The following is a 19669-nucleotide window of genomic DNA, read 5'->3' as shown; positions in this document are numbered from 1 at the left end:
AATCGGAAGTTCGTGTAAAGCACATTATTTTTGCCTGACGACCTTGCGCCGTCGGGCAAATCAGCGGTCTAATGTCAACGGGAGCGTTGTAGGGCGGATTAGCCGCAGGCGTAATCCGCCGACCCGTGTCGCGGCAAATGATGGCGGATTACGCTAGTGCTAATCCGCCCTACGCACCGCCGCCATCGGACGCATCCGTGATGTCAGACACAGAACTCCGCAGCACGGCCTGCCCATCCTGCCGGCGTGACTGCCACCCACACCAGGAGCGCATCATGAGCACCGCTGACAAGACCATCCCACGTGCCCTCGCCGAGATCGAGCTCGACGTCATCTGCGGCGGCAAGGACGACCTCGCCGCCGTCAAGGCCGAAGCCCAACTGTTCCAGCTGCTGAGCAGCACGATCAGCGATGTCCTGAAGAATTTTGGTTCGGCGCTGCAGACGGCCGCACGCGCCGGCTGACGCGCGGCGTCGATGACGCAACGGCCGGCGCAAGCCGGCCGCGCACGCTCAGCCGTTGAACGCCGCCTCGAGGTCGGCGATCACGATCTTGCGCATCTTCAGCATCGCCTGCATGGCGCGGTTGGCCCTGGTGCGATCGGGATCGCTGAGACAGCGGCCGAGCGTCTTCGGAATCACCTGCCAGGACAGGCCGAACCTGTCCTTCAGCCAGCCGCATTGCGATTCCTCGCCGCCGTCGGTCAGCCTGCTCCAGAAATAGTCGACCTCCTCCTGCGTCTCGACGCTGATGAAGAACGACACCGCTTCGTTGAACCGGTACTTCGGTCCGCCATTGAGCGCGTTGAAGCGCTGTCCCTCCAACTCGAACGTCGCCATGAAGTCATTGACGACCTCGACCTTGGCATTGGGAAACACCGACTTGTAGAAGGCGACCGCTTCCGGAACGTTATTGTCGAACCAGAGGAACGGGGTGATCGAGGTCATGGGGACGTCCTTTGAACGAGGGCGGAGGAGCCGGAATTATTTTTCGGCTCGTTGTGACGACGATCGAACGCGCTGGAATCCGACAACGGCCAGACATCTTTCTTATCGCGAGCTGATCCGCCCGCTCGCAGACTGGACCGGAGTTTGCCCAGCAAGCTCGCGCGTCGGTGCAGCGATCTGACGCAGCCGGCGTCGGCGTACCTCAATTCAACCTCAACGCACTTCCGCGCATCAGCCAGTTGATGTAGTCTTGCAGACAGCCGCCTGCGGGCAGTGCCGAAGGCCCGTCGGAATACGAGCGGCGACTTGCCCACGGCGGGGTCCTGGAATTTCGTGCATCTCCACCTCTAAGGGCCGACTCCTCATCACCGGAGTCGGAACGGGCGTTCGCGCTCCATTCATCACGTGCCCCAACAGGAGGAATCGCCATGCATTTCTGTATGACAGGACAATACACTCCAAAAGCTCTCAACGGCATTCTGGAGAAACCGACAGCCAGCCGTTACGAAGCGGCCAAGAAGCTGGTCGAGGCGGCCGGCGGAAAACTGGTTTCGATGTACAGCACCGCCGCCAACGGGCCCGGCGTTCTGGTCATCATCGACGTGCCTGACCCCAATGCTGCGCCGGCCATTTCCGGCCTGGTGGTGGCCACGGGCGCCATGCACAACGTCAACCTGATGCGCTTGTGGACGCCGGACGAAATCACGCCGATCCGGCTGAAGGCAGCCGAGCTTCGCAAGTCATATACGCCGCCCGGCGGCTAGAGCATGATCCGGAAAAGTGCGAAGCGGTTTTCCGAAAAAGATCATGCTCAAACAAAGAACTAAAGCGCGATGACGATTCAACCTAATCTCATCGCGCTTTAGCGCGAGCCTGTCGATCGTTTCGAACGCGGTGAATTGAAAGCATTGGTGGCAGTTGAAAGCCTGCCGCCAATGTCATGGTGTCGTCGCGTCCCGAGCTTGATCCGGACCCGAAGGGCCACTGAGCGCAAAGTGTGAAGCGGTTTTCCTCGCTTCACGGCGCCAGATAGCGCAGCAGCTCCGGGTCGCTCCGCACCTCGGAGGCCTCGCCCTGCAGGGCGACGCGGCCGCGGTCCAGCACATAGGCATAGTCGGCAACGCGGAGCGCGAGGTCGAGGTGCTGCTCGACGATGACGACGGAGATGGTCCTGGCGAGCGCGATCAGCCGCTCGGTGATCTCCTCGATCACGCCGATCCACACGCCTTCGGTCGGCTCGTCCAGCAGCAGCAGCTTGGGATCGCCGAGCATCGCGCGACCGATCGCCAGCATCTTGCGCTCGCCGCCGGACAGCGTGCCGGCGGGCTGGTCGAGGCGCTGGCCGAGTTTCGGGAAGATCTCCAGCACGCGATCAACGGCAGTCGAATCGCGGTTGAACAGCGAGCCGACCGAAAGATTGTCGCGCACCGAGAGGCGGGCGAACACCGAATGCTCCTGCGGCACATAGCCGATCCCGGAGCGGACGCGCTCTTCGGTGCGGCGTCGCGTGATGTCGCGGCCGTCGAAGAACAACTCGCCCTTCGAGCTTGCGAGCTCGCCGACGATGGTCTTCATCAGCGTGGTCTTGCCGGCGCCATTGCGGCCGAGCACGGCGACGCCGCCGCGCCAGGGGATGCCGATGTTGACATCGAACAGAACCTGGCTGCGGCCATAACCGGCATCGAGATGCCTGATATCGAGGAATGTTGGTTCAGGCACGGCGCAGATAGATCTCCTGGACGTGTGGGTTGGCCTGGATCTCGGCGACCGTCCCCGACGCCAACACCTTGCCCTGGTCGAGCACGGTGAGACGGTCGCAGATGTCACGGATGAAATCGAGGTCGTGCTCGACGATGACGAGCGAGCAATGCTGCTTGATCGGCTGCAGCAACTCGCCGGTGACGCGGCGCTCCTCGAGGCTCATCCCGCCGGTCGGCTCGTCCAGCAGCAGCAGCCGCGGCTTGCCGGCCAGCGCCATCGCGATCTCCAGCCATTGCTGCTGGCCGTGCGACAGGGTGGCGGCGGCATCATGGGCGCGGTCGGCGAGCCGAAACTGCGTCAACATGGTCATCACCTGGTCGTGCAGGCGTCCCCGCGTGCGCGAGAACACCAGGTCGAGCAGCGAGGACTGCGCCTGCAGGGCCAGCAGGATGTTGTCATAGAGGGTGAGCGTCGGCAGCACCGAGGTGATCTGGAATTTCAGGCTCATGCCGGCGCGGGCGCGCTCGGTCGGCGTGAAGGCGGTGATGTCGGCGTTGACGAAGGAGACCTTGCCCGTGGTCGGCACCTCGGCGCCGGCGATGCATTTCATCAGCGTGCTCTTGCCCGAGCCGTTCGGGCCGATCAGGCCGTGAAACTCGTTCTCGCCGATCGATAGCCCCGCGCCATCGAGCGCAGTGAGCTTGCCGAACACCTTGCTGATGCCGACAGCTTCAAGGAGCGGCATTGCGCTTCTCCTTGATCCTGGTGCCGAAGCTGCCGACCCGCTCGCGTTCGCCGAGCACGAAGGAGATCAGCCCGAGCGGACGGAACATGATCACCAGCAGCAAGAGCACGCCGAGGATGATCGGCCAGATGTCGCGGTAATTGTCCGACAGCCAGAAGCTGACGCCCTCGATGATGACCGTGCCGATCACGGCGCCGATCAGCGTGCCCGAGCCCCCGAACAGCACATAGAGCACGACCTGGGTCGAGATCACCACGCCCAGCATGTTGGGCCAGACGAAGCCTTCGTGGAACGCATAGAGGCTGCCGGCGAGGCCTGCGACGGCACCGCCGACGGCGAACACGATCGCCTTGAGATGTTGCACCTTGTACCCGAAGAACACGATCCGCTGCTCGTTCTCGCGCAGGCCCGCCAGCGCCAGTCCGAATTGCGAGCGTACCAGGAAGCGGCACAAGAGATAGACGACAACGAGGATACCGAGCGCCATGTAGTAATAGACCGGACCTTCGGTGATGTCGGTGCTGCCGAGCGTCATCGGCGGAATCGAGGGGATGCCGTTCTGGCCGCCGAGATAATACCAGCCGCGCGCGAGGCGATCCGCGGCGTAGGAGCCGGTCATGGTGCCGAGCGAGACGAAGATCACGCTCGCAGGATGCCGGCCGAGCAGGAGAAAGCCGCCGAGCAGCAGCGAGGTGGCGAGCCCGATCAGCGTGCCCGCGGGCAGGACCAGGAGCAGCGAGGTGATGTTGAGGTCGCGCGCGAGCAGCGCCACGCCGTAGCCGGCCGAGCCGAAGAACAGGGCCTGGCCGAAGCTCATGATGCCGGCATAGCCCCACACCAGGTCGAACGACAGCGCGAACAGCGCGAGGATGACCACACGGGTGGCGAACACCGTGAGATAATCCTGCAGCACGAAAGGCAGCACCAGCGCTGCGAGCAGCACCAGTCCTTCGACGATCGGCAGGACTTTCCGTCCCGCCGTCGCCTGTGCCGCAGTCGTGTGTCCTGCCGGCGCGCCCGTCGCCGCTGCACCTTCGTCGATCACCTCGTCCGGTCCCTCGCTGACGCGAGCGACGGCCTGCTCTGCTGCACCCATCGACCGCTCAGCATTCCTTGGGATCGACGAGGCCGTCGCTGCGGCCTACGATCTCATAGTTTCCGCCCTTGGCAACGGCGGTGTACATCTTCATCTTGCAGTGCCGCTTGCCCGGCACCATCTCGGCCGGCCCGCCCGGCCCTTCGGCGATCTTGGCATGATCGAGCGCTGCCGCCACGCTGTCGCGGTCGATCTTGCCGGCTTCCTTCACCGCCGCTTCCCACAATTTGAGGCCGCGATAGGTTCCCGTCGCGGCGCTGCCCGCCGCAAACAGGAAGTTGCCGGGGAAGTCCTTCTCATAGGCCGCCTGGAGTTTCGCGTCGAACGGGCTCTCCTTGGTCAGCACCTTGAAATAGTCGAGGCAGCTGGCAAGGCCCTCGATCTCGACGGCCTGATTGATGTTGAGCGTGTTCTCGTCATAGTAGACGCAGGCCAGCCGCCCGCCATTCTTGACGAAGCCCGCTTCATAGAGCTGCTTGAAGAACGGGCCGACGCCCGGCGGGATGACGGTGTTGAAGACGACGTCGACCTTGTTGGAGATGATGCGGTTGACGGTCGCGGAGAAGTCGACCTGGTCGAGCGGGTAATATTCCTCGAACACGACCTCGCCGCCGTTGGATTCGATCACCTTGCGGGCATAGACGTTGAGCGTATGCGGCCAGACATAGTTGGCGCTCGGCAGCGCGAACTTCTTGCCGCCGTTCTTGATCAGCCAGGGGATGAACTCGTCGCATTGCTGCGCCGGCGTCGGCCCGGTGCAGAACAAATACGGCGTGCACTCCTTGCCCTCATAGAGCTGCGGATAGATGTAGAGCGTCTTGCCGCGCGCGACGATCGGGTCCTTGATCGCGTTGCGCATCGACGAGGTGATGCCGCCGAGCACCATGTCGACCTTGTCGCGCTGGATCAGCTTGCGCACGTTGCCGACGGCCACCGATTCGTTGGAGGCGGTATCCTCGATGTAGAGCTCGAGCGGCCGGCCGAGCAGGCCGCCGGAATTGTTGATCTCCTTGATCACCATCTTGGCGACGTTGGCGTCGGCATTGCCGGCATAGGCGATCGGGCCGGTCAGGTCGGTGGCGATGCCGACCTTGATCGGGCCTTCGGCGGCGTTGGCCCAGTCGGGCCGGATCACCCAGCTGCCGACGCCGGTGGCGAGCGCACCGGTGGCGAAGGCGAAATTGCTCATGAAGCGGCGGCGGGTGAGATTGATGCGATCAATGGACATGTGACTAGACCCCTTTTCCAGCGATGAGGCCTTGCGGCCGGAATTTGATGAAGGCAATGGCGAGGACGAAGACGAGGACGTCGGCGACCACCGGCGACATGACCCACGGCAGCGCCGCAGACAGCGTGCCGATCAGGCCGGCGCCGGCGACCGGACCGATGAAGGAGCCGACGCCGCCGACCATGACGGCGACAAAGCCCTGGATCAGGAAGCGGATGCCGAGATCGGCGAACAGGCTGAACACCGGCACGATCAGCGCGCCGGCTAGCCCCGCCAGCGCTGCACCAAATGCAAACGTGGCGCCGTAGATCAGCGGCGTGGAGATGCCGGAGGCGCGCGCCAGCGCCGGATTTTCCAGCGTGGCGCGGACGCGCAGGCCGAAGCTGGTGCGCGCCAGCAGGAGATAGCAGCCCGCCATCACCAGCAGCGTGATCACGATGATGGTGAAGCGCCAGGCCGAGATGTGCATGCTGCCGATATCGATCGAGCCGCCGATCGGCTCGGGCACGGTCAGATAGAAGCCGCCGATCAGGCCGCGGACGGCCTCGCGGATGATCAGACCGAGCGCATAGGTGCCGAGCATCGCGACGATCGGCGCCGCATAGAAGCGTCTGATGATCAGCGCCTCCAGCACGAAGCCGAGCGCGCCGACGATGAAGGGCGCGGCGATCATGCCGGCCCAGATCGGAAGGCCCTTGGCGAAGGCGAGATAGGTGACGTAGGCCCCGAGCAGGACGAACTCGCCCTGCGCGAAGTTGAAGATGCCCATCATGCTGGCGATGATGCCGAGCCCGAGCACGACCAGCACGATGATCGCACCAAAGCTCAGGATCTCGAACGCCGCGACGAAGCTGCTAGCCATGCCCAGTCATCCACCTCACCTGCACGCCGCGGCGCCTCACATCTTCTTCCAGTCGCCGACCTGCTCGAAGGCATGCGCGGCGCGATAGATCGTGGATTCCTCGAACATCCGGCCGACCAGCATCAGGCCGACCGGCAGGCCGTCGACCATGCCGCAGGGCAGCGACATCGCGGGGTGATGGGTGATGTCGAACGGCGCGGTGTTGGAGATCATCTCCAGCGCGCGCGCGACATACTCCTCGCGGCTGGCATTGGGCTCCGGCAGCTTGGTCGCCTTCATCGGCGTGGTCGGCATCAGCAGCAGGTCGTAGTCGCCAAAGGCCTTGTCATAGGCCGCGGTGAGCCGCCGCGAGATGTTCAGCGCCTTGCCGTAGAAGCGCGGGCCGAAATTGTTGTTGATGTAGGTGCCGAGCAGCATGAACAGTTTCGTGGTCTCGGACAGCGAATCCGCCTGGCGGCGCCAGCCGCGATGGAAATCCATCAGCGACGTCGAATAGAGGTCGCCGCGGGAGAGCCCATAGCCGTCGCCGAACATCATGGTCTGGGTCAGGCCCTCGGTGCCGATCGGGGTCCAGATCGCGCCGCCCATCAGATGCATCGGGATCGAGACGTTCTCGACCGAGGCGCCGAGATCCTTGAAGCGCTTGGCCGCCTCTCGCACGCTCTCATTGACGGCGGCTTCCGCGGTCGGCTGCTCGAAACCTTCCTTGAGGATGCCGATCTTCATGCCCTTGACGCCTTGGCCGAGCGCCTTGGTGTACTCCTCGACCTTCGGCGACTTGATGCGCGGATCGTAGCCGTCGTCGCCGGCGAGCACCTCGAGCAGCAGCGCGTTGTCTGCCACCGTCGCGGTCATCGGGCCGGTGTGGTCGACATAGATCTCGATCGGCATGATGCCGGTATAGGGCACGAGGCCCCAGGTTGGCTTCATGCCGTAAGTGCCGCAGAACGAGGACGGCATGCGGATCGAACCGCCCTGGTCGCCGCCGATCGCCATGTCGACCTCGCCGAGCGCAACGACAACGCCCGAGCCCGACGACGAGCCGCCGGCGGAGTAGCCCATCTTGTGCGGATTGTGCACCGGCCCATAGGAGCCGGTGTGGCTGCCGCCGGACAGGCAGAAATGCTCGCAATGCACCTTGCCCTTGATTTCGGCGCCGGCATCCAGCATGCGGGTGACGATGGTCGCATCGAAGTCGGGCACATAGCCTTCCAGCGTCGACGAACCGTTCGTCATGGGCACGCCGGCCAGCATGATGTTGTCCTTCAGCGCCACCGTCTTGCCCTTGAGCTTGCCGGACGCGGCGCCTTTCACCACCGACTTGCGATACCAGGCGTTGCGCGGGTTTTCCTCCGGCGAAGGCCGGTAGCCGGGCGTGCGCGGATATTTCACCTCCGGAACCTCGTCCGGCATTGCGGCTACGAGATTGTAGGCCTCGATCGAGCCCTGCATCAGGCCGCGGAACGAGGCGACGTCCTCCTCGGTCAATGACAGGCCGCACTGCTCGGCGACCGCGCGAAGTTGAGATGGTGTGGGAAGGGCGACGGACACGGCTGCTCTCCTGAAACTTTATGGGATCCCTGGGCGTGCGGCCGCCGCTCACGCTTGTCGCTCGCGAGCCGTCGGCCTCGTCGAAACATTCAAAACGGAAATATTTTCCGTTTCAAGTATTATTTTGCGTCTCACCGTCGGCGGAGGTCCGCGGGCGGCGTCAGATCGGCTTGATCAGCCTGAAGTCAAGGCCATCGGCCGCGGCGAGATACATCGGCATTTTGGCGTGACCGTTGCGCACGGTGACGGGTCCGCGCGCGCCGCTGTAGACGATGTTGCGGCCTGCCGCGAGCATCGGTCCCATCGCCAGAGAGCCGGCCTTCGCGGCGACGGCTTCGAGGAAGCGCAGCCCTTCGTAGCTGGACTGGCCGAGTGAGCCGATCGGCGGAGCGTTCGGCCCGAACATCGCGCTGTAACGGCTCTGGAAGTCGTCATTGGCGCGCGAGCCGACCGCGGGGAAATAACCGGAGGCGCAGAACATGTTCTCGGAATTGTCGGCACCGATGCCGAGCAGCACGGTCTCGTCCATCGCGCCGGCGAGCCGCAGCGTGGTCGCGCCGAGGCCGCATTCGCCGAATGCACGGTTGAAGGTGATGCTATCGGTGCCGATCAGCGAGATCAGCACGACGTCGGGCTTGGCAGCGCGAATGCGTGCCAGATGCGGCTCGTGATCGTCCTCGCCGAGCGGCACGAACTCCTCGCCGACGACGTGGCCGCCTGTCTCCTTGATGTAGCGCTTCACCGCGCGATGCGACTGCCAGGGCCAGACATAGTCGCTGCCGATCAGGTACCAGCGCGCAGCCTTCTTCGCCTCGGCCAGCCAGTGGATCGACGGCCGGCTCTGCCAGCGCGGCGTCTCGCCGATCGCCATCACGCCCGGCGTGCGCTCGCCGCCTTCGTAGACCGGCGTGTAAATGTAGGGGATGCGGTGGCGGGTGATGACGTGACGCAGCGCGACCCGGACCGCGCTGGTGTGCAGACCGACGACCAGGTCGAGCTCGTCGAAGGCGATCGCCTGCTCGGCGCGCTCCACCACCTCTTCGGTCGGGCCGCCGGCATCGTAGATCGCCATCTCGATCTCGCGGCCGAGGATGCCGCCGCGCTTGTTGATCTCGGCGACCGCGAGTTGCGCGCTGGCGGTGGCGCAGGGGCCCCAGACGCCGGGCGAGCCGGAGCAGCAGATGAAGCCGCCGATCCTGAGCTTGTTGCTGGCACCGCGACGGCGGAAGAACACGTCGTCATCAGGCAGCAGCGCGCGCTCGTCCGCCGCGGACGACAGGTTCCTCAGCAGAAGGGACGGCGGAAACGCAAGCCCACCGCGAGTTGGGAAGTTGATTGTCGAGCCCACACCAACTCCTGTCTGGCACCAGACCCCAAAGCACACTACTCGAAAGCACATTCAGCGGGCGGCCGCGGCATCCGCCCTTTTGTTAGGCAAACATCTTATTTTGAAAATATTGAATATTCAAGAATTGAAGTGCATATAGATGTAGCAGCGATTGCCAGACATTCACTCATTTGGATCAAGACGAAGCTCACGCCGTGGCCAAACCGCCGAAAGAAAACTCCCCGATCACCGAACATCTCGCCTACCTGCTCGCGCAAGCCAACCGGGAGATCAACCGGCAGTTGGAGGTGCGGCTCAGCAAGGAGGGCGTGCCGGTCGAGCAATGGCGCATCCTCAAGGTGCTGTCCGACGGCAACGGCCATTCGATGGGCGAGCTCGCCGATGCCGTGCTGCTCAACCATCCGACGCTGACCAAGATGATCGACCGCATGGTGTCGGACGCGCTGGTCTATCGCGTCCAGGATCCGACCGACCGCCGCAAGGTGCTGATGTTCGTCTCCGACCGCGGCAAGGCGCTGAGCAAACGGCTCAACACGCTGGCCGTGAGCCAGGAAGAGCACATCGTCGAGAGCTACGGCGGCAAGTCGACCAACGAGCTGAAGCGGTTGCTGGAAAGTCTGATCGACAGCTCGAACTGAATACGGGCCGAGGACGAACGGGCCGCACGAATCAGCAGGCCCGGCGCCGATCCGTCAGGGCCGGGCCTTTTGCTGGCTGTCGTTATGCGACGACGCTCAAGCGTACTTCTCTGACTCCACTGATGTGAACCATCACGACAGGCGGCCATCGAGGCCGAGCGTTGGTCTCTGCGCTCAGAGCTTCTGAGGATTGCGCACGCCGGGGAACGAAGTCAGGGCCTCGCCGCCCTTGCGCGTCACGCTGAGCTTGCGGCCCCAATTGCGCAAGGGCATTTCGACCAGCCGGTGCAAGATCGCCGCAAGGCCGATCGAAAGCAGGATACTGGCGACAACGGCACCAGCCGAAGCTATTTGCCACCGCTCGGCGGGGCTCGCAAGCCATCGGATCAACAGGTAGTGCGAGATGTAGAGCGAGTAGGAGATGCTGCCGAGCCATTGCAGAATGGGCGAGAAGCAAGCGCCATCGTGTTCGGCCGAAACAACGGTATAGACGAGCAGCGTCGCACCAAGACCGTAGGTCGGTACCCGAGCGAATTGGGGATCGCTCGCGCCGACGACGAATATCCAGTACCAACCCGCCGCGAACAAGGCGGCCGAGGCGGCTGTGGCGTACGGCACCATGGGCAGCCTGTCCTTCACCCGGGCAAGATAGGCGATCAGGACACCGGCACCGAATTCGAGAATCAGAGGATGCGAATAGATCCCGAGGGGCAGGCGAAGAACGATCGCGACCACCGCAATGCCGAGCATCGCCGACAAGCCTTCGAAAAGCCGATCCGGAGCGATGGCAAGAAGCGCTGCAACCACGGCGTAGAAGTGCATCTCAAACGCGATCGACCAAGCGGGCGGAACATAGCCGTTCGGATAGTCCCACGCGAGGATCTCGCCGAGCCTCAGCGCCGCGCCACCGGGCGGCGCGATCCAGTACGAGCTGATGAATGCCGCCAGCAGCACCAGCCAGTACACCGGATAGATTCGAACGACTCGCCTGAGAACGAAATTCGGCGCATCGGTTTGGGCTGCCGCCGCGGTCGCAATGATGAATCCGGAAATGACGAAGAAGATATCCACGCCGCTTGCCAGAATGGTGTGCGCACCTTCGGCGATGCTGCGGGTTCCAGGAACGGAACGCGCGATCACGGCGTGTCCACAGACGACCGCCAGCGCAGCGAGGCCGCGCATCGCCTGTACACCACGGAATATATGCATTACGCCCCGGCATGGTTGTTTTCCCTGCTTTATGCAGCCACGAACTTAACTTAGGGTTGCACAACCCCGCCGTGTGGCTCAGCCATTGGTATGAATGGTTGACGAATTCTCGAAGAAAGACGGCCCGGGTTCCGCAGCCGGAACTTCGAGCTTCGACGGAACCGCTCCGATCGAAGCGGATCGAGTCCTCATGCCGTGCCGGATTTTCTTCACGCGAACCGTGTCGATCTCGCCGCAAAACGCTCTAAGCTGGCGGAACCGCACAGGGTCATCGGAGGAACTCCGTCATGCAAGCTTCCGTTCTCGCCGGCCTTTTGGCCACGGCCCTGTTCGGGACTGCCGCCATTGCACAACCGAGGCCCCTCCTGACTGACGAAGCGATGGTGACGTCGGCCGATGCCGGAATCGAGATCTACGTCCGCAACAAGCGGCCGTCCGACATGACCGCCTATCGGCCCGAGCGGACGGTGCTCTATGTCCATGGCGCGACCTATCCGTCCGAGACCGCATTCGATCTCCAGCTCGATGGCCTGTCCTGGATGGAGTACATCGCCTCGCGCGGCTACGACGTCTGGCTGCTCGACGTGCGCGGCTACGGCAAATCGACGCGCCCTCCCGAGATGGCCGATAAACCCGACGCCAATCCGCCGATCGCCACCGGCGAGACCGCGGTCAAGGACATCGGCACGGTGGTCGACTACATCCTCAAGCGTCGCAACATTCCGCGGCTGAACCTGCTCGGCTGGTCGTGGGGCACGACGCTGATGGCGACCTACACGACGCAAAACGCGTCGAAGGTCGAGCGCCTCATTCTCTATGCGCCGGTCTGGATCAGGCAGACGCCGTCGCTGGTGCAGGCCGGCCCCGGCAAACTCGGCGCCTACCGCACGGTGACGCGCGAGCAGGCCAAGGAGCGATGGTACGCCGGCGTCGCCGAGGACAAGAAGGCCGCACTGATTCCGGCCGGATGGTTCGATGCCTGGGCCGATGCAACGTTTGCGACCGATCCGGTCGGCGCGGCCATGAACCCGCCGGCGCTGCGCGCACCTAACGGCGTCGTCCAGGACGGCCTGCAATATTTCGGCGCCAGCAAGGCCTATTACGATCCCGGCAAGATCACCATGCCGACCCTCCTGGTCCATGCCGAATGGGACAAGGACACGCCGCCCTACATGGCGCAGACGCTGTTTCCCTTGCTGATCAACTCGCCCGGCAAGCGCTATGTCCAGCTCGCCGAAGGCACGCACTCCATCCTGATGGAAAAGAACCGCCTCAAGCTGTTCGAGACGGTGCAGGCATTTCTGGATGAGGGGTGGCAGGATTAGGACGCGTCATCGAGACGTGATGGCCCGCGGCCGATTTGCGTTAGCCATCCCTGTTACGAGATGCGTCGCTTCTTACGCGTACTTCGCGTGGCAGCGCTTGAACCGTTTGCCTGATCCGCAGGGACGGTCCTTGTCCCGGCCGACCTTGCCCCAGATGGCCGGGTTTTTCGGATCGTCGTCGATTCTGCCAACATCAAATCGTGCTGAACTCTGTTCCAAATTTTTCGCAGCTGTTGTCTAAACGCTTGGTCGTCGTGAATATCTTGATCAAGCGTGAAGTAGTGCTTAAGTTGCTGCACCACTTCGCTTGGAAGTGAGCGAACATCATCGACTTGGCGCCAAGCGTCCGGTTGATGATACAAAACGAATGCAACTTCGTTAGCACGATTCCTTGTTCGTTCGCGAATGTCGATTCTTGTATCGATGTATTGCTTCGTAGTGTTTCGCCACAGCTTTGAACGAGCAGGGCGTTCTTCGAAAATATCAAATACTAGGACTAATCTTTTGGTTGCATCCTCTAGTATTGGCTTAATAAACCAGTTCGAGCGGTGGATGTCTTCACCTTCAGCGAATTTGATCCCCTCCCGTCGAGCAACTGCGAACAGCCGCTTCCAACGCTCCGAATGGTATACGCCAAAGACGGGGTACCAAACGACCCGCTTACCGGTGATCCCCGGCCAGACCAGGCGATCAACGGCCGCGTCAAATTCGGCTGGCTTACGAAAGTCGACGTGTTCCCGATTCGACAAAAAACCAGGAAGCTTTGCATCTCTCAAGATCAGCGGGATTAGTTGGAGTTGACCCTGGTTAGACAGTGCGACAGCTCGGCTGTATTCATCGGCCACCCATCCGGAACTAAGGCTCTCAGGCGTAACGACAAGCGCAACTGCTCTGCTCGTATCGAGCCCTCGTTCGAGAGCCCAAATGAACCGATCACCGGGACGGATCTCATCCTTGTCCAACCAGACACACACGCCCCGATCAACAAGTGCACTCTTGAGACGATCGACCCATTGATGATCTTCGCTTTTGTATGAAAGGAAGACATCGAATACTTTTCCCATTGGACCACCACTTCAACAAAGTGAGCGAGTATCCAAAACGGTTGCACGATCGGTAGACTGCGAAACATAGGACGGTAGTATATCTGCTCCCACAATTTCTCCGCAATTGCAGGCAACTTATAGGTGCGTCACTGCGGCGCAGGCAGCGGCGCTGATGGCACAACGTTAGCGAGCTCCCCTTACGCGTACTTGCCGTGGCAGTGCTTGTACTTCTTGCCTGAGCCGCACGGGCAGTCCTCGTTGCGGCCGACCTTGCCCCAGGTGGCGGGGTTTTTCGGGTCGCGATCGGCGGCCGGGGTATGCGGCACCAGCGGGGCATTGGCGAAGGCCAGTTCGTCCTCGCCGGTATTCGGGTCGAACTTGTGGGCTTCCATCTGCGGCAGCACCGGCTGCTGCTCTTCCGGCGGAATGATCTCGACCCGCATCAGCTGCGCGGTGACGGCCTCGCGCAGATGCGCGCCCATGGTCTCGAACAGGTTGAAGGCCTCGAGCTTGTACTCCTGCAAGGGATCGCGCTGGCCGTAGCCGCGCAAGCCGATCACCTGGCGCAGATGGTCGAGCATGATCAGGTGCTCGCGCCAGAGATGATCCAGCGTCTGCAGCAGGATGGTCTTCTCGACGTAGCGCATCACCTCGGGGCCCCACTGCGCGACCTTGGCCGCCATGTGCTCGTCGACCCTGGTCTCGATACGCGTCAGCAATTCCTCGTCGGCGATGCCCTCTTCCCCGGCCCATTGGTCGACCGGAAGATCGATGTCGAGCACGCGCTTCAACTCATCCTTGAGGCCTGCGACGTCCCACTGCTCGGCATAGGCATGCTCGGGCACGTGCTTGGTCACCACGTCCTCGATGAAGGCATGGCGCATGTCGGTGATGGTCTCGGCGACGCTCTCGTCCTTCATCAGGTCGACGCGCTGGTCGAAGATCGCCTTGCGCTGGTCGTTCTGGACGTTGTCGAACTTGAGCAGGTTCTTGCGGATGTCGAAGTTGCGCGCTTCGACCTTCTGCTGTGCCTTCTCCAGCGCCTTGTTGATCCAGGGGTGGATGATGGCTTCGCCTTCCTGCAGGCCGAGCCGCTGCAGCATGCTGTCGAGCCGGTCGGAGCCGAAGATGCGCATCAGATCGTCTTCCAGCGACAGGAAGAACTTCGAGCGGCCGGGGTCGCCCTGGCGGCCGGAGCGGCCGCGCAGCTGGTTGTCGATGCGGCGGGATTCGTGGCGCTCGGAGCCGATGATGTAGAGGCCGCCCGGCTTCCTCACGGTCTTCGCGGGCTTGCTGCCCTTGGCGGGCTCGACCTCGAAATCCTCTTCGGCCTTCAGGACGATCTCGCGGAAGCGCTCGATGTCGGCCTTGATCGCCTCGATCTTCCTGGCCTTCTCGGCCTCGTCCTCGATCCCTGCGGTCTCCTGCTGCAGCCGCATCTCGAGCGAGCCGCCGAGCTTGATGTCGGTGCCGCGGCCGGCCATGTTGGTGGCGATCGTGATCGCGCCGGGCACGCCGGCTTCCGCGACGATGTAGGCTTCCTGCTCGTGGAAGCGCGCGTTCAGCACCGCGAACAGCTTGGCCGGCTTGCCGGCACGCGCGGCGGCATAGAGCTTCTGCATGCCGGATTCGGAGCCGAAGTCGATCTGCTTGTAGCCGGCCCGCTTGAGGACCTCAGCCAGCACCTCTGATTTCTCGATCGACGCGGTGCCGACCAGCACCGGCTGCATGCGCTTGTTGGCGCGCTCGATCTCGGCCAGGATCGCGGCGTATTTCTCGCCCTGCGTCCGGTAGACCTCGTCGTCCTCGTCGAGACGCGCCACCGGCAGGTTGGTCGGGATCTCCACGACCTCGAGCTTGTAGATGTCGAACAGCTCGTCGGCTTCGGTCAGCGCCGTGCCGGTCATGCCCGAGAGCTTCTCGTACATGCGGAAATAGTTCTGGAAGGTGATCGAGGCCAGCGTCTGGTTTTCCGGCTGGACCTGGACGTGCTCCTTGGCTTCCAGCGCCTGGTGCAGGCCTTCCGAGTAACGCCGGCCCTGCATCATGCGTCCGGTGAACTCGTCGATGATCACGACCTCGCCCTCGCGGACGATATAGTCCTTGTCGCGGCTGAACAGCGTATGCGCCCGCAGCCCCTGATTGACGTGATGCACGACCGAGACGTTCTCGACGTCGTACAGCGACTCGCCCTTGAGCTGGCCAGCATCGCGCAGCAGGGTCTCAATCTTCTCCATGCCGCCTTCGGTCAGCGTCACCGTGCGCTGCTTCTCGTCGACCTCGTAGTCGGTCTTCTTCTCCAGCTTCGGCATGAAAGTGTCGATGGTGTTGTAGAAGTCCGAGCGGTCGTCGAGCGGGCCGGAGATAATCAGCGGCGTGCGCGCTTCGTCGATCAGGATGGAGTCGACTTCGTCGACGATGGCGTAGAAGTGGCTGCGCTGGACCATGTCCTCCAGGCGGTACTTCATGTTGTCGCGGAGGTAGTCGAAGCCGTATTCGTTGTTGGTGCCGTAGGTGATGTCGCAGGCATAGGCCGCCTTGCGCTCGGCGTCGTCGAGGCCGTGCACGATCACGCCGGTGGAGAGGCCAAGGAAGGTGTAGATCTGGCCCATCCAGCCGGAGTCGCGGCGGGCGAGGTAGTCGTTGACGGTGACGACGTGGACGCCGCGGCCGGCGAGCGCGTTGAGGTACACCGCGAGCGTCGCGACCAGCGTCTTGCCTTCACCGGTCTTCATCTCGGCGATGTCGCCCTCGTGCAGCACCATGCCGCCGATCAGCTGAACATCGAAATGGCGCTGGCCGAGGGTGCGCTTGGCGGCCTCGCGGACCGTGGCAAAGGCCGGGACCAGGATGTCGTCGAGCGTCTTGCCTTGGGCAAGCTGCGCCTTGAATTCCTCGGTGCGCGCCTTCAGCGCCTCGTCCGAGAGCTTCACAAGCTCCGGCTCCAGGGCGTTGATGGCATTGACGCGGGACTGGTACCCCTTGACGCGACGGTCGTTGGCGGAGCCGAAAAACTTGCGGGCGAGCGCGCCGATCATGCGAATTTCCTGTTCTTTTCGGTCCCGAGGGCAGTCAGAGGTGGTCCAGATCGCCTATCAACTCACCGTGACGCGATACGGTTCGAACCCCTGACTTGAGGGACCCATCCGTCAATTGAGTGGGAAACAGGCAATCCAAGGTTCAACGGCCAAAAACACCAGTGAAATAAGCGCTATGGCCGCTGACACGACTGGCCAGAAATATGGTCCGGTCGGGGGGTTGTCAACGGCGGCAAGATGTCAAGGAATTCATCATTTTGACAGACTTTTCGCGTTGCCAAGGCAGCGCGATTGGGCGAGTGTCCGCCGCGCCCGAGCATCCCCCTATACGACAAGGATTTTGCATGACCACCTCGCTCCCGCGAACGAAAACCGGCCTGCGCTTCGGCCTGGCCACCCTGGCCGTGACCGGCGGTATTGCCGCGCTCGTGGCGGCCGGTCTGCCCGCTCTCGCCGAGGACAACCCGGTGCTGGCCAAGGTGAACGGCGCTGAAATCCGCGCCAGCGACGTGGCGCTTGCCGAAGAGGAGCTCGGCCCGAGCCTCGCCCAGATGGACCCGGCGACCAAGAAGGACAACGTGCTGGCCTTCCTGATCGACATGAAGATCGTGTCCAAGGCCGCCGAGGACAAGAAGATCGAGAATTCCGAGGACTTCAAGAAGCGCCTCGCCTTTACCCGCAATCGCCTGCTGATGGACAGCCTGCTCGCCAGCGAGGGCAAGGCCGCGACCACCGACGAGGCGATGAAGAAGGTCTATGAGGACGCCGCCAAGCAGATCACCGGCGAGCAGGAAGTGCGCGCCCGCCACATCCTGGTCGAGACCGAGGACGAGGCCAAGGCGGTGAAGGCCGAGCTCGACAAGGGCGCCGATTTCGCCGAACTCGCCAAGAAGAAGTCCAAGGATCCGGGCGCGGCCGACGGCGGCGATCTCGGCTTCTTCACCAAGGAGCAGATGGTGCCGGAATTCTCCGCGGTGGCGTTTTCGCTCGAGCCGGGCAAGATCTCCGACCCCGTGAAGTCGCAGTTCGGCTGGCACGTCATCAAGGTCGAGGAAAAGCGCAACCGCGCCGCTCCGCCCTTCGAGCAGGTCAAGGCGCAGATCGAGACCTACGTGACCCGCAAGGCGCAGGCCGACTACGTCGCCAAGCTGCGCGAGGCCGCCAAGGTCGAGCGGATGGACAAGCCGGAGGAGACCGCGAAGTCGGACGCCAAGCCGGCCGATCCGGCCAAGCCCGCCGACAACAAGATGGCACCTCCGGCGAAGAAGTAAGCCGCGGATATTTTCGATGTTGCGATGGCCGGGCATGTCCCGGCCATTTGCGTTTTCTCCTTCCCCCTGAAAGGGGGAAGGTCGGGATGGGGGTCAGCCGCGCGCACCGGCGTTCGCCGTTCGCGGAGAGACATGATCCCCACCCGTTTTGCTCTCACGAGCAAAACGACCTCCCCTTTTCAAGGGGAGGTGAAGGACGGCGGCGATTCACGAAGCTGTTTGAACGATTCATGACAGCTCTTCCCCGTCGTCGCCCTCTCCCCCTGCACGAAACGAGATGATAGGAAGCGCTTCCCTCCCCGTCACCGGAAGCCCACCATGTCCACCGCCGTCTCGCCCCTCGCCCCGACTGATGTTCCCGCCATGCCCGAGATCGCGGGTGTGAAGCTTGCGACGGCCGCCGCCGGGATCCGCTACAAGGGCCGCACCGACGTGCTGCTGGCGCTGCTCGACAAGGGCACCACGGTCGCCGGCGTGTTCACGAAGTCAAAGTGCCCTTCGGCGCCGGTCGAATGGTGCCGCGCCAAGCTGAAGGGCGGTGCTGCACGTGCGCTGGTGGTCAACTCCGGCAATGCCAACGCCTTCACCGGCAAGACCGGCAAGGCCTCGACCGCGCTGACCGCGCAGATCGCGGCGAAGGCGGTCGGCTGCTCGGCCAATGACATCTTCCTCGCCTCCACCGGCGTGATCGGCGAACCGCTCGACGCCACCAAGTTCGACGGCGTGCTGGCGACGCTCGCAGGAAGCGCGACCGCCGACCACTGGATGGACGCGGCGCGCGCGATCATGACCACCGACACCTTCCCGAAGGTCGCGACCGCGACCGTGAAGCTCGGCAAGGCCAAGGTGACGATCAACGGCATGGCCAAGGGCGCCGGCATGATCATGCCGGACATGGCGACGATGCTGTCCTTCGTCTTCACCGACGCGCCGCTGTCGGCGGGCGTGCTGCAGGCGCTGCTCAAGGGCGGCGTCGAGGACACGTTCAATGCGGTGACGATCGACGGCGACACCTCGACCTCGGACACGCTGCTGGCGTTCGCCACGGGTGCGGCCGCCGCAAACGGCGCGCCGAAGATCACCCGCGCCAGCGACCCGCGGCTGAAGGCATTTTCGAAGGCGTTCTTCGGCGTGCTCGCCAATCTCTCGGAGCAGGTGGCGCGTGACGGCGAAGGCGCGCGCAAGCTGGTCGAGGTCGTGGTCGAAGGCGCCACGACCAAGCACTCGGCGCGCCGGATCGCGATGTCGATCGCCAACTCGCCGCTGGTGAAGACCGCGATCGCCGGCGAGGACGCCAATTGGGGCCGCGTCGTGATGGCGGTCGGCAAGGCCGGCGAGCCCGCCAACCGCGACAAGCTCTCGATCTCCTTCAACGGCATCCGCGTCGCCAAGAGCGGCGCGCGCGATCCGTCCTACAACGAGAAGGACGTCTCCGAAGCGATGAAGGCGCAGAAGGTCCAGATCAAGGTCGCGCTCGGCCTCGGCAAGGGCCGCGACCGCGTTCTGACTTGCGACCTCACCAAGGAGTATGTCGCGATCAACGGGGATTACCGGTCGTAAAACTCTCCCCCTCTCCCCGTTCTTTACCTGTTCGATTCACACATCGCGGAGCCCCAGAGTGGCGCCAAATTTGATGGCTTGGAAGGCTTCGAGCCCGATGCGCA

16 protein-coding genes and 2 pseudogenes are annotated in these 19669 nt (G+C 63.3%); 6 read left to right on the top strand and 12 right to left on the bottom strand.

Features of this window, described 5'->3' with window-relative positions; translation table 11 throughout:
- Positions 1 to 275: 275 nt before the first annotated feature.
- Positions 276 to 464 carry a hypothetical protein gene (locus JQ604_RS40940; RefSeq protein ID WP_212366447.1) on the top strand — a complete coding sequence of 63 codons (189 nt, stop codon included), beginning with the start codon at positions 276 to 278 and terminating at the stop codon, positions 462 to 464.
- Between the two features lie 48 nt (positions 465 to 512).
- Here the strand turns inward: JQ604_RS40940 and JQ604_RS40935 are convergent, their stop codons facing one another.
- On the bottom strand, positions 513 to 947 hold the full coding sequence (locus JQ604_RS40935) for a VOC family protein (protein ID WP_212366446.1): 435 nt from the start codon (positions 945 to 947) through the stop codon (positions 513 to 515).
- A gap of 428 nt (positions 948 to 1375) precedes the next feature.
- Between JQ604_RS40935 and JQ604_RS40930 the strand changes: the two genes are divergently transcribed.
- Positions 1376 to 1711 carry a GYD domain-containing protein gene (locus tag JQ604_RS40930; protein WP_212366445.1) on the top strand — a complete coding sequence of 112 codons (336 nt, stop codon included), beginning with the start codon at positions 1376 to 1378 and terminating at the stop codon, positions 1709 to 1711.
- 253 nt (positions 1712 to 1964) lie between these two features.
- Here JQ604_RS40930 and JQ604_RS40925 read toward each other — a convergent pair whose 3' ends face one another.
- The 7 genes from JQ604_RS40925 to JQ604_RS40895 form a co-directional block, all read right to left on the bottom strand.
- Positions 1965 to 2666 (bottom strand): branched-chain amino acid ABC transporter ATP-binding protein, encoded by a 702-nt coding sequence (locus JQ604_RS40925; protein WP_212366444.1) that lies wholly within the window; start codon positions 2664 to 2666, stop codon positions 1965 to 1967.
- Entirely contained in the window at positions 2659 to 3393 is a 735-nt protein-coding gene (locus JQ604_RS40920) for an ABC transporter ATP-binding protein (protein ID WP_212366443.1), read from the bottom strand. Before JQ604_RS40920 ends, JQ604_RS40925 begins: the two co-directional genes overlap by 8 nt.
- On the bottom strand, positions 3380 to 4489 hold the full coding sequence (locus tag JQ604_RS40915; RefSeq protein ID WP_249159419.1) for a branched-chain amino acid ABC transporter permease: 1110 nt from the start codon (positions 4487 to 4489) through the stop codon (positions 3380 to 3382). The genes JQ604_RS40920 and JQ604_RS40915 overlap by 14 nt, the downstream gene beginning before the upstream one ends.
- Before the next feature lie 7 nt (positions 4490 to 4496).
- On the bottom strand, positions 4497 to 5717 hold the full coding sequence (locus JQ604_RS40910; protein ID WP_212366442.1) for a substrate-binding protein: 1221 nt from the start codon (positions 5715 to 5717) through the stop codon (positions 4497 to 4499).
- A gap of 4 nt (positions 5718 to 5721) precedes the next feature.
- Positions 5722 to 6579, bottom strand: a complete 858-nt coding sequence (locus JQ604_RS40905; protein ID WP_212366441.1) for a branched-chain amino acid ABC transporter permease — start codon at positions 6577 to 6579, stop codon at positions 5722 to 5724.
- Between the two features lie 36 nt (positions 6580 to 6615).
- On the bottom strand, positions 6616 to 8130 hold the full coding sequence (locus JQ604_RS40900) for an amidase (protein WP_212366440.1): 1515 nt from the start codon (positions 8128 to 8130) through the stop codon (positions 6616 to 6618).
- A gap of 160 nt (positions 8131 to 8290) precedes the next feature.
- Entirely contained in the window at positions 8291 to 9478 is a 1188-nt protein-coding gene (locus tag JQ604_RS40895; protein ID WP_212366439.1) for a substrate-binding domain-containing protein, read from the bottom strand.
- A gap of 194 nt (positions 9479 to 9672) precedes the next feature.
- Between JQ604_RS40895 and JQ604_RS40890 the strand changes: the two genes are divergently transcribed.
- A complete protein-coding gene (locus JQ604_RS40890; RefSeq protein ID WP_212366438.1) occupies positions 9673 to 10116 on the top strand; it encodes a MarR family winged helix-turn-helix transcriptional regulator in 444 nt (147 codons plus the stop codon).
- A 174-nt stretch (positions 10117 to 10290) separates the two neighbouring features.
- On the opposite strand, the gene JQ604_RS40885 is transcribed toward JQ604_RS40890, so the two are convergent.
- Positions 10291 to 11298: an acyltransferase family protein gene (locus JQ604_RS40885; RefSeq protein WP_212366437.1), complete on the bottom strand. Its 1008-nt coding sequence runs from the start codon at positions 11296 to 11298 to the stop codon at positions 10291 to 10293.
- Positions 11299 to 11612: 314 nt separating this feature from the next.
- Between JQ604_RS40885 and JQ604_RS40880 the strand changes: the two genes are divergently transcribed.
- Entirely contained in the window at positions 11613 to 12650 is a 1038-nt protein-coding gene (locus tag JQ604_RS40880; RefSeq protein ID WP_212366436.1) for an alpha/beta hydrolase, read from the top strand.
- A gap of 72 nt (positions 12651 to 12722) precedes the next feature.
- Here JQ604_RS40880 and JQ604_RS42270 read toward each other — a convergent pair.
- From JQ604_RS42270 to secA, 3 genes and pseudogenes are all read right to left on the bottom strand, one after another.
- Positions 12723 to 12824, bottom strand: a pseudogene (locus JQ604_RS42270) (SEC-C metal-binding domain-containing protein); the annotation flags it as partial.
- 518 nt (positions 12825 to 13342) lie between these two features.
- Positions 13343 to 13714, bottom strand: a pseudogene (locus JQ604_RS42265) (toll/interleukin-1 receptor domain-containing protein); the annotation flags it as partial.
- 179 nt (positions 13715 to 13893) lie between these two features.
- Positions 13894 to 16734 carry a preprotein translocase subunit SecA gene (secA, locus tag JQ604_RS40870; protein WP_212366434.1) on the bottom strand — a complete coding sequence of 947 codons (2841 nt, stop codon included), beginning with the start codon at positions 16732 to 16734 and terminating at the stop codon, positions 13894 to 13896.
- 344 nt (positions 16735 to 17078) lie between these two features.
- Here secA and JQ604_RS40865 point away from each other — a divergent pair, with 344 nt between their 5' ends.
- Both JQ604_RS40865 and argJ read left to right on the top strand, forming a co-directional pair.
- Positions 17079 to 18005 (top strand): peptidylprolyl isomerase, encoded by a 927-nt coding sequence (locus JQ604_RS40865; protein WP_212366433.1) that lies wholly within the window; start codon positions 17079 to 17081, stop codon positions 18003 to 18005.
- Positions 18006 to 18323: 318 nt separating this feature from the next.
- Positions 18324 to 19565: a bifunctional glutamate N-acetyltransferase/amino-acid acetyltransferase ArgJ gene (argJ, locus tag JQ604_RS40860; protein WP_212366432.1), complete on the top strand. Its 1242-nt coding sequence runs from the start codon at positions 18324 to 18326 to the stop codon at positions 19563 to 19565.
- The last annotated feature ends 104 nt before the right edge of the window (positions 19566 to 19669 follow it).

Source organism: Bradyrhizobium jicamae (assembly GCF_018130695.1).
Classification (GTDB): Bacteria; Pseudomonadota; Alphaproteobacteria; order Rhizobiales; family Xanthobacteraceae; genus Bradyrhizobium; species Bradyrhizobium jicamae_B.
The sequence above is the reverse complement of the archived record's forward strand: the minus strand, read 5'-3'. Positions and strand labels throughout refer to the sequence as shown.

Bases quoted from the DNA above. Each gene is read 5' to 3' on its own strand.
- JQ604_RS40940 (WP_212366447.1), top strand. From the start codon at position 276: ATGAGCACCGCTGACAAGACCATCCCACGTGCCCTCGCCGAGATCGAG.
- JQ604_RS40935 (WP_212366446.1), bottom strand. From the start codon at position 947: ATGACCTCGATCACCCCGTTCCTCTGGTTCGACAATAACGTTCCGGAA.
- JQ604_RS40930 (WP_212366445.1), top strand. From the start codon at position 1,376: ATGCATTTCTGTATGACAGGACAATACACTCCAAAAGCTCTCAACGGC.
- JQ604_RS40920 (WP_212366443.1), bottom strand. From the start codon at position 3,393: ATGCCGCTCCTTGAAGCTGTCGGCATCAGCAAGGTGTTCGGCAAGCTC.
- JQ604_RS40915 (WP_249159419.1), bottom strand. From the start codon at position 4,489: ATGGGTGCAGCAGAGCAGGCCGTCGCTCGCGTCAGCGAGGGACCGGAC.
- JQ604_RS40910 (WP_212366442.1), bottom strand. From the start codon at position 5,717: ATGTCCATTGATCGCATCAATCTCACCCGCCGCCGCTTCATGAGCAAT.
- JQ604_RS40905 (WP_212366441.1), bottom strand. From the start codon at position 6,579: ATGGCTAGCAGCTTCGTCGCGGCGTTCGAGATCCTGAGCTTTGGTGCG.
- JQ604_RS40885 (WP_212366437.1), bottom strand. From the start codon at position 11,298: ATGCGCGGCCTCGCTGCGCTGGCGGTCGTCTGTGGACACGCCGTGATC.
- JQ604_RS40880 (WP_212366436.1), top strand. From the start codon at position 11,613: ATGCAAGCTTCCGTTCTCGCCGGCCTTTTGGCCACGGCCCTGTTCGGG.
- secA (WP_212366434.1), bottom strand. From the start codon at position 16,734: ATGATCGGCGCGCTCGCCCGCAAGTTTTTCGGCTCCGCCAACGACCGT.
- JQ604_RS40865 (WP_212366433.1), top strand. From the start codon at position 17,079: ATGACCACCTCGCTCCCGCGAACGAAAACCGGCCTGCGCTTCGGCCTG.
- argJ (WP_212366432.1), top strand. From the start codon at position 18,324: ATGTCCACCGCCGTCTCGCCCCTCGCCCCGACTGATGTTCCCGCCATG.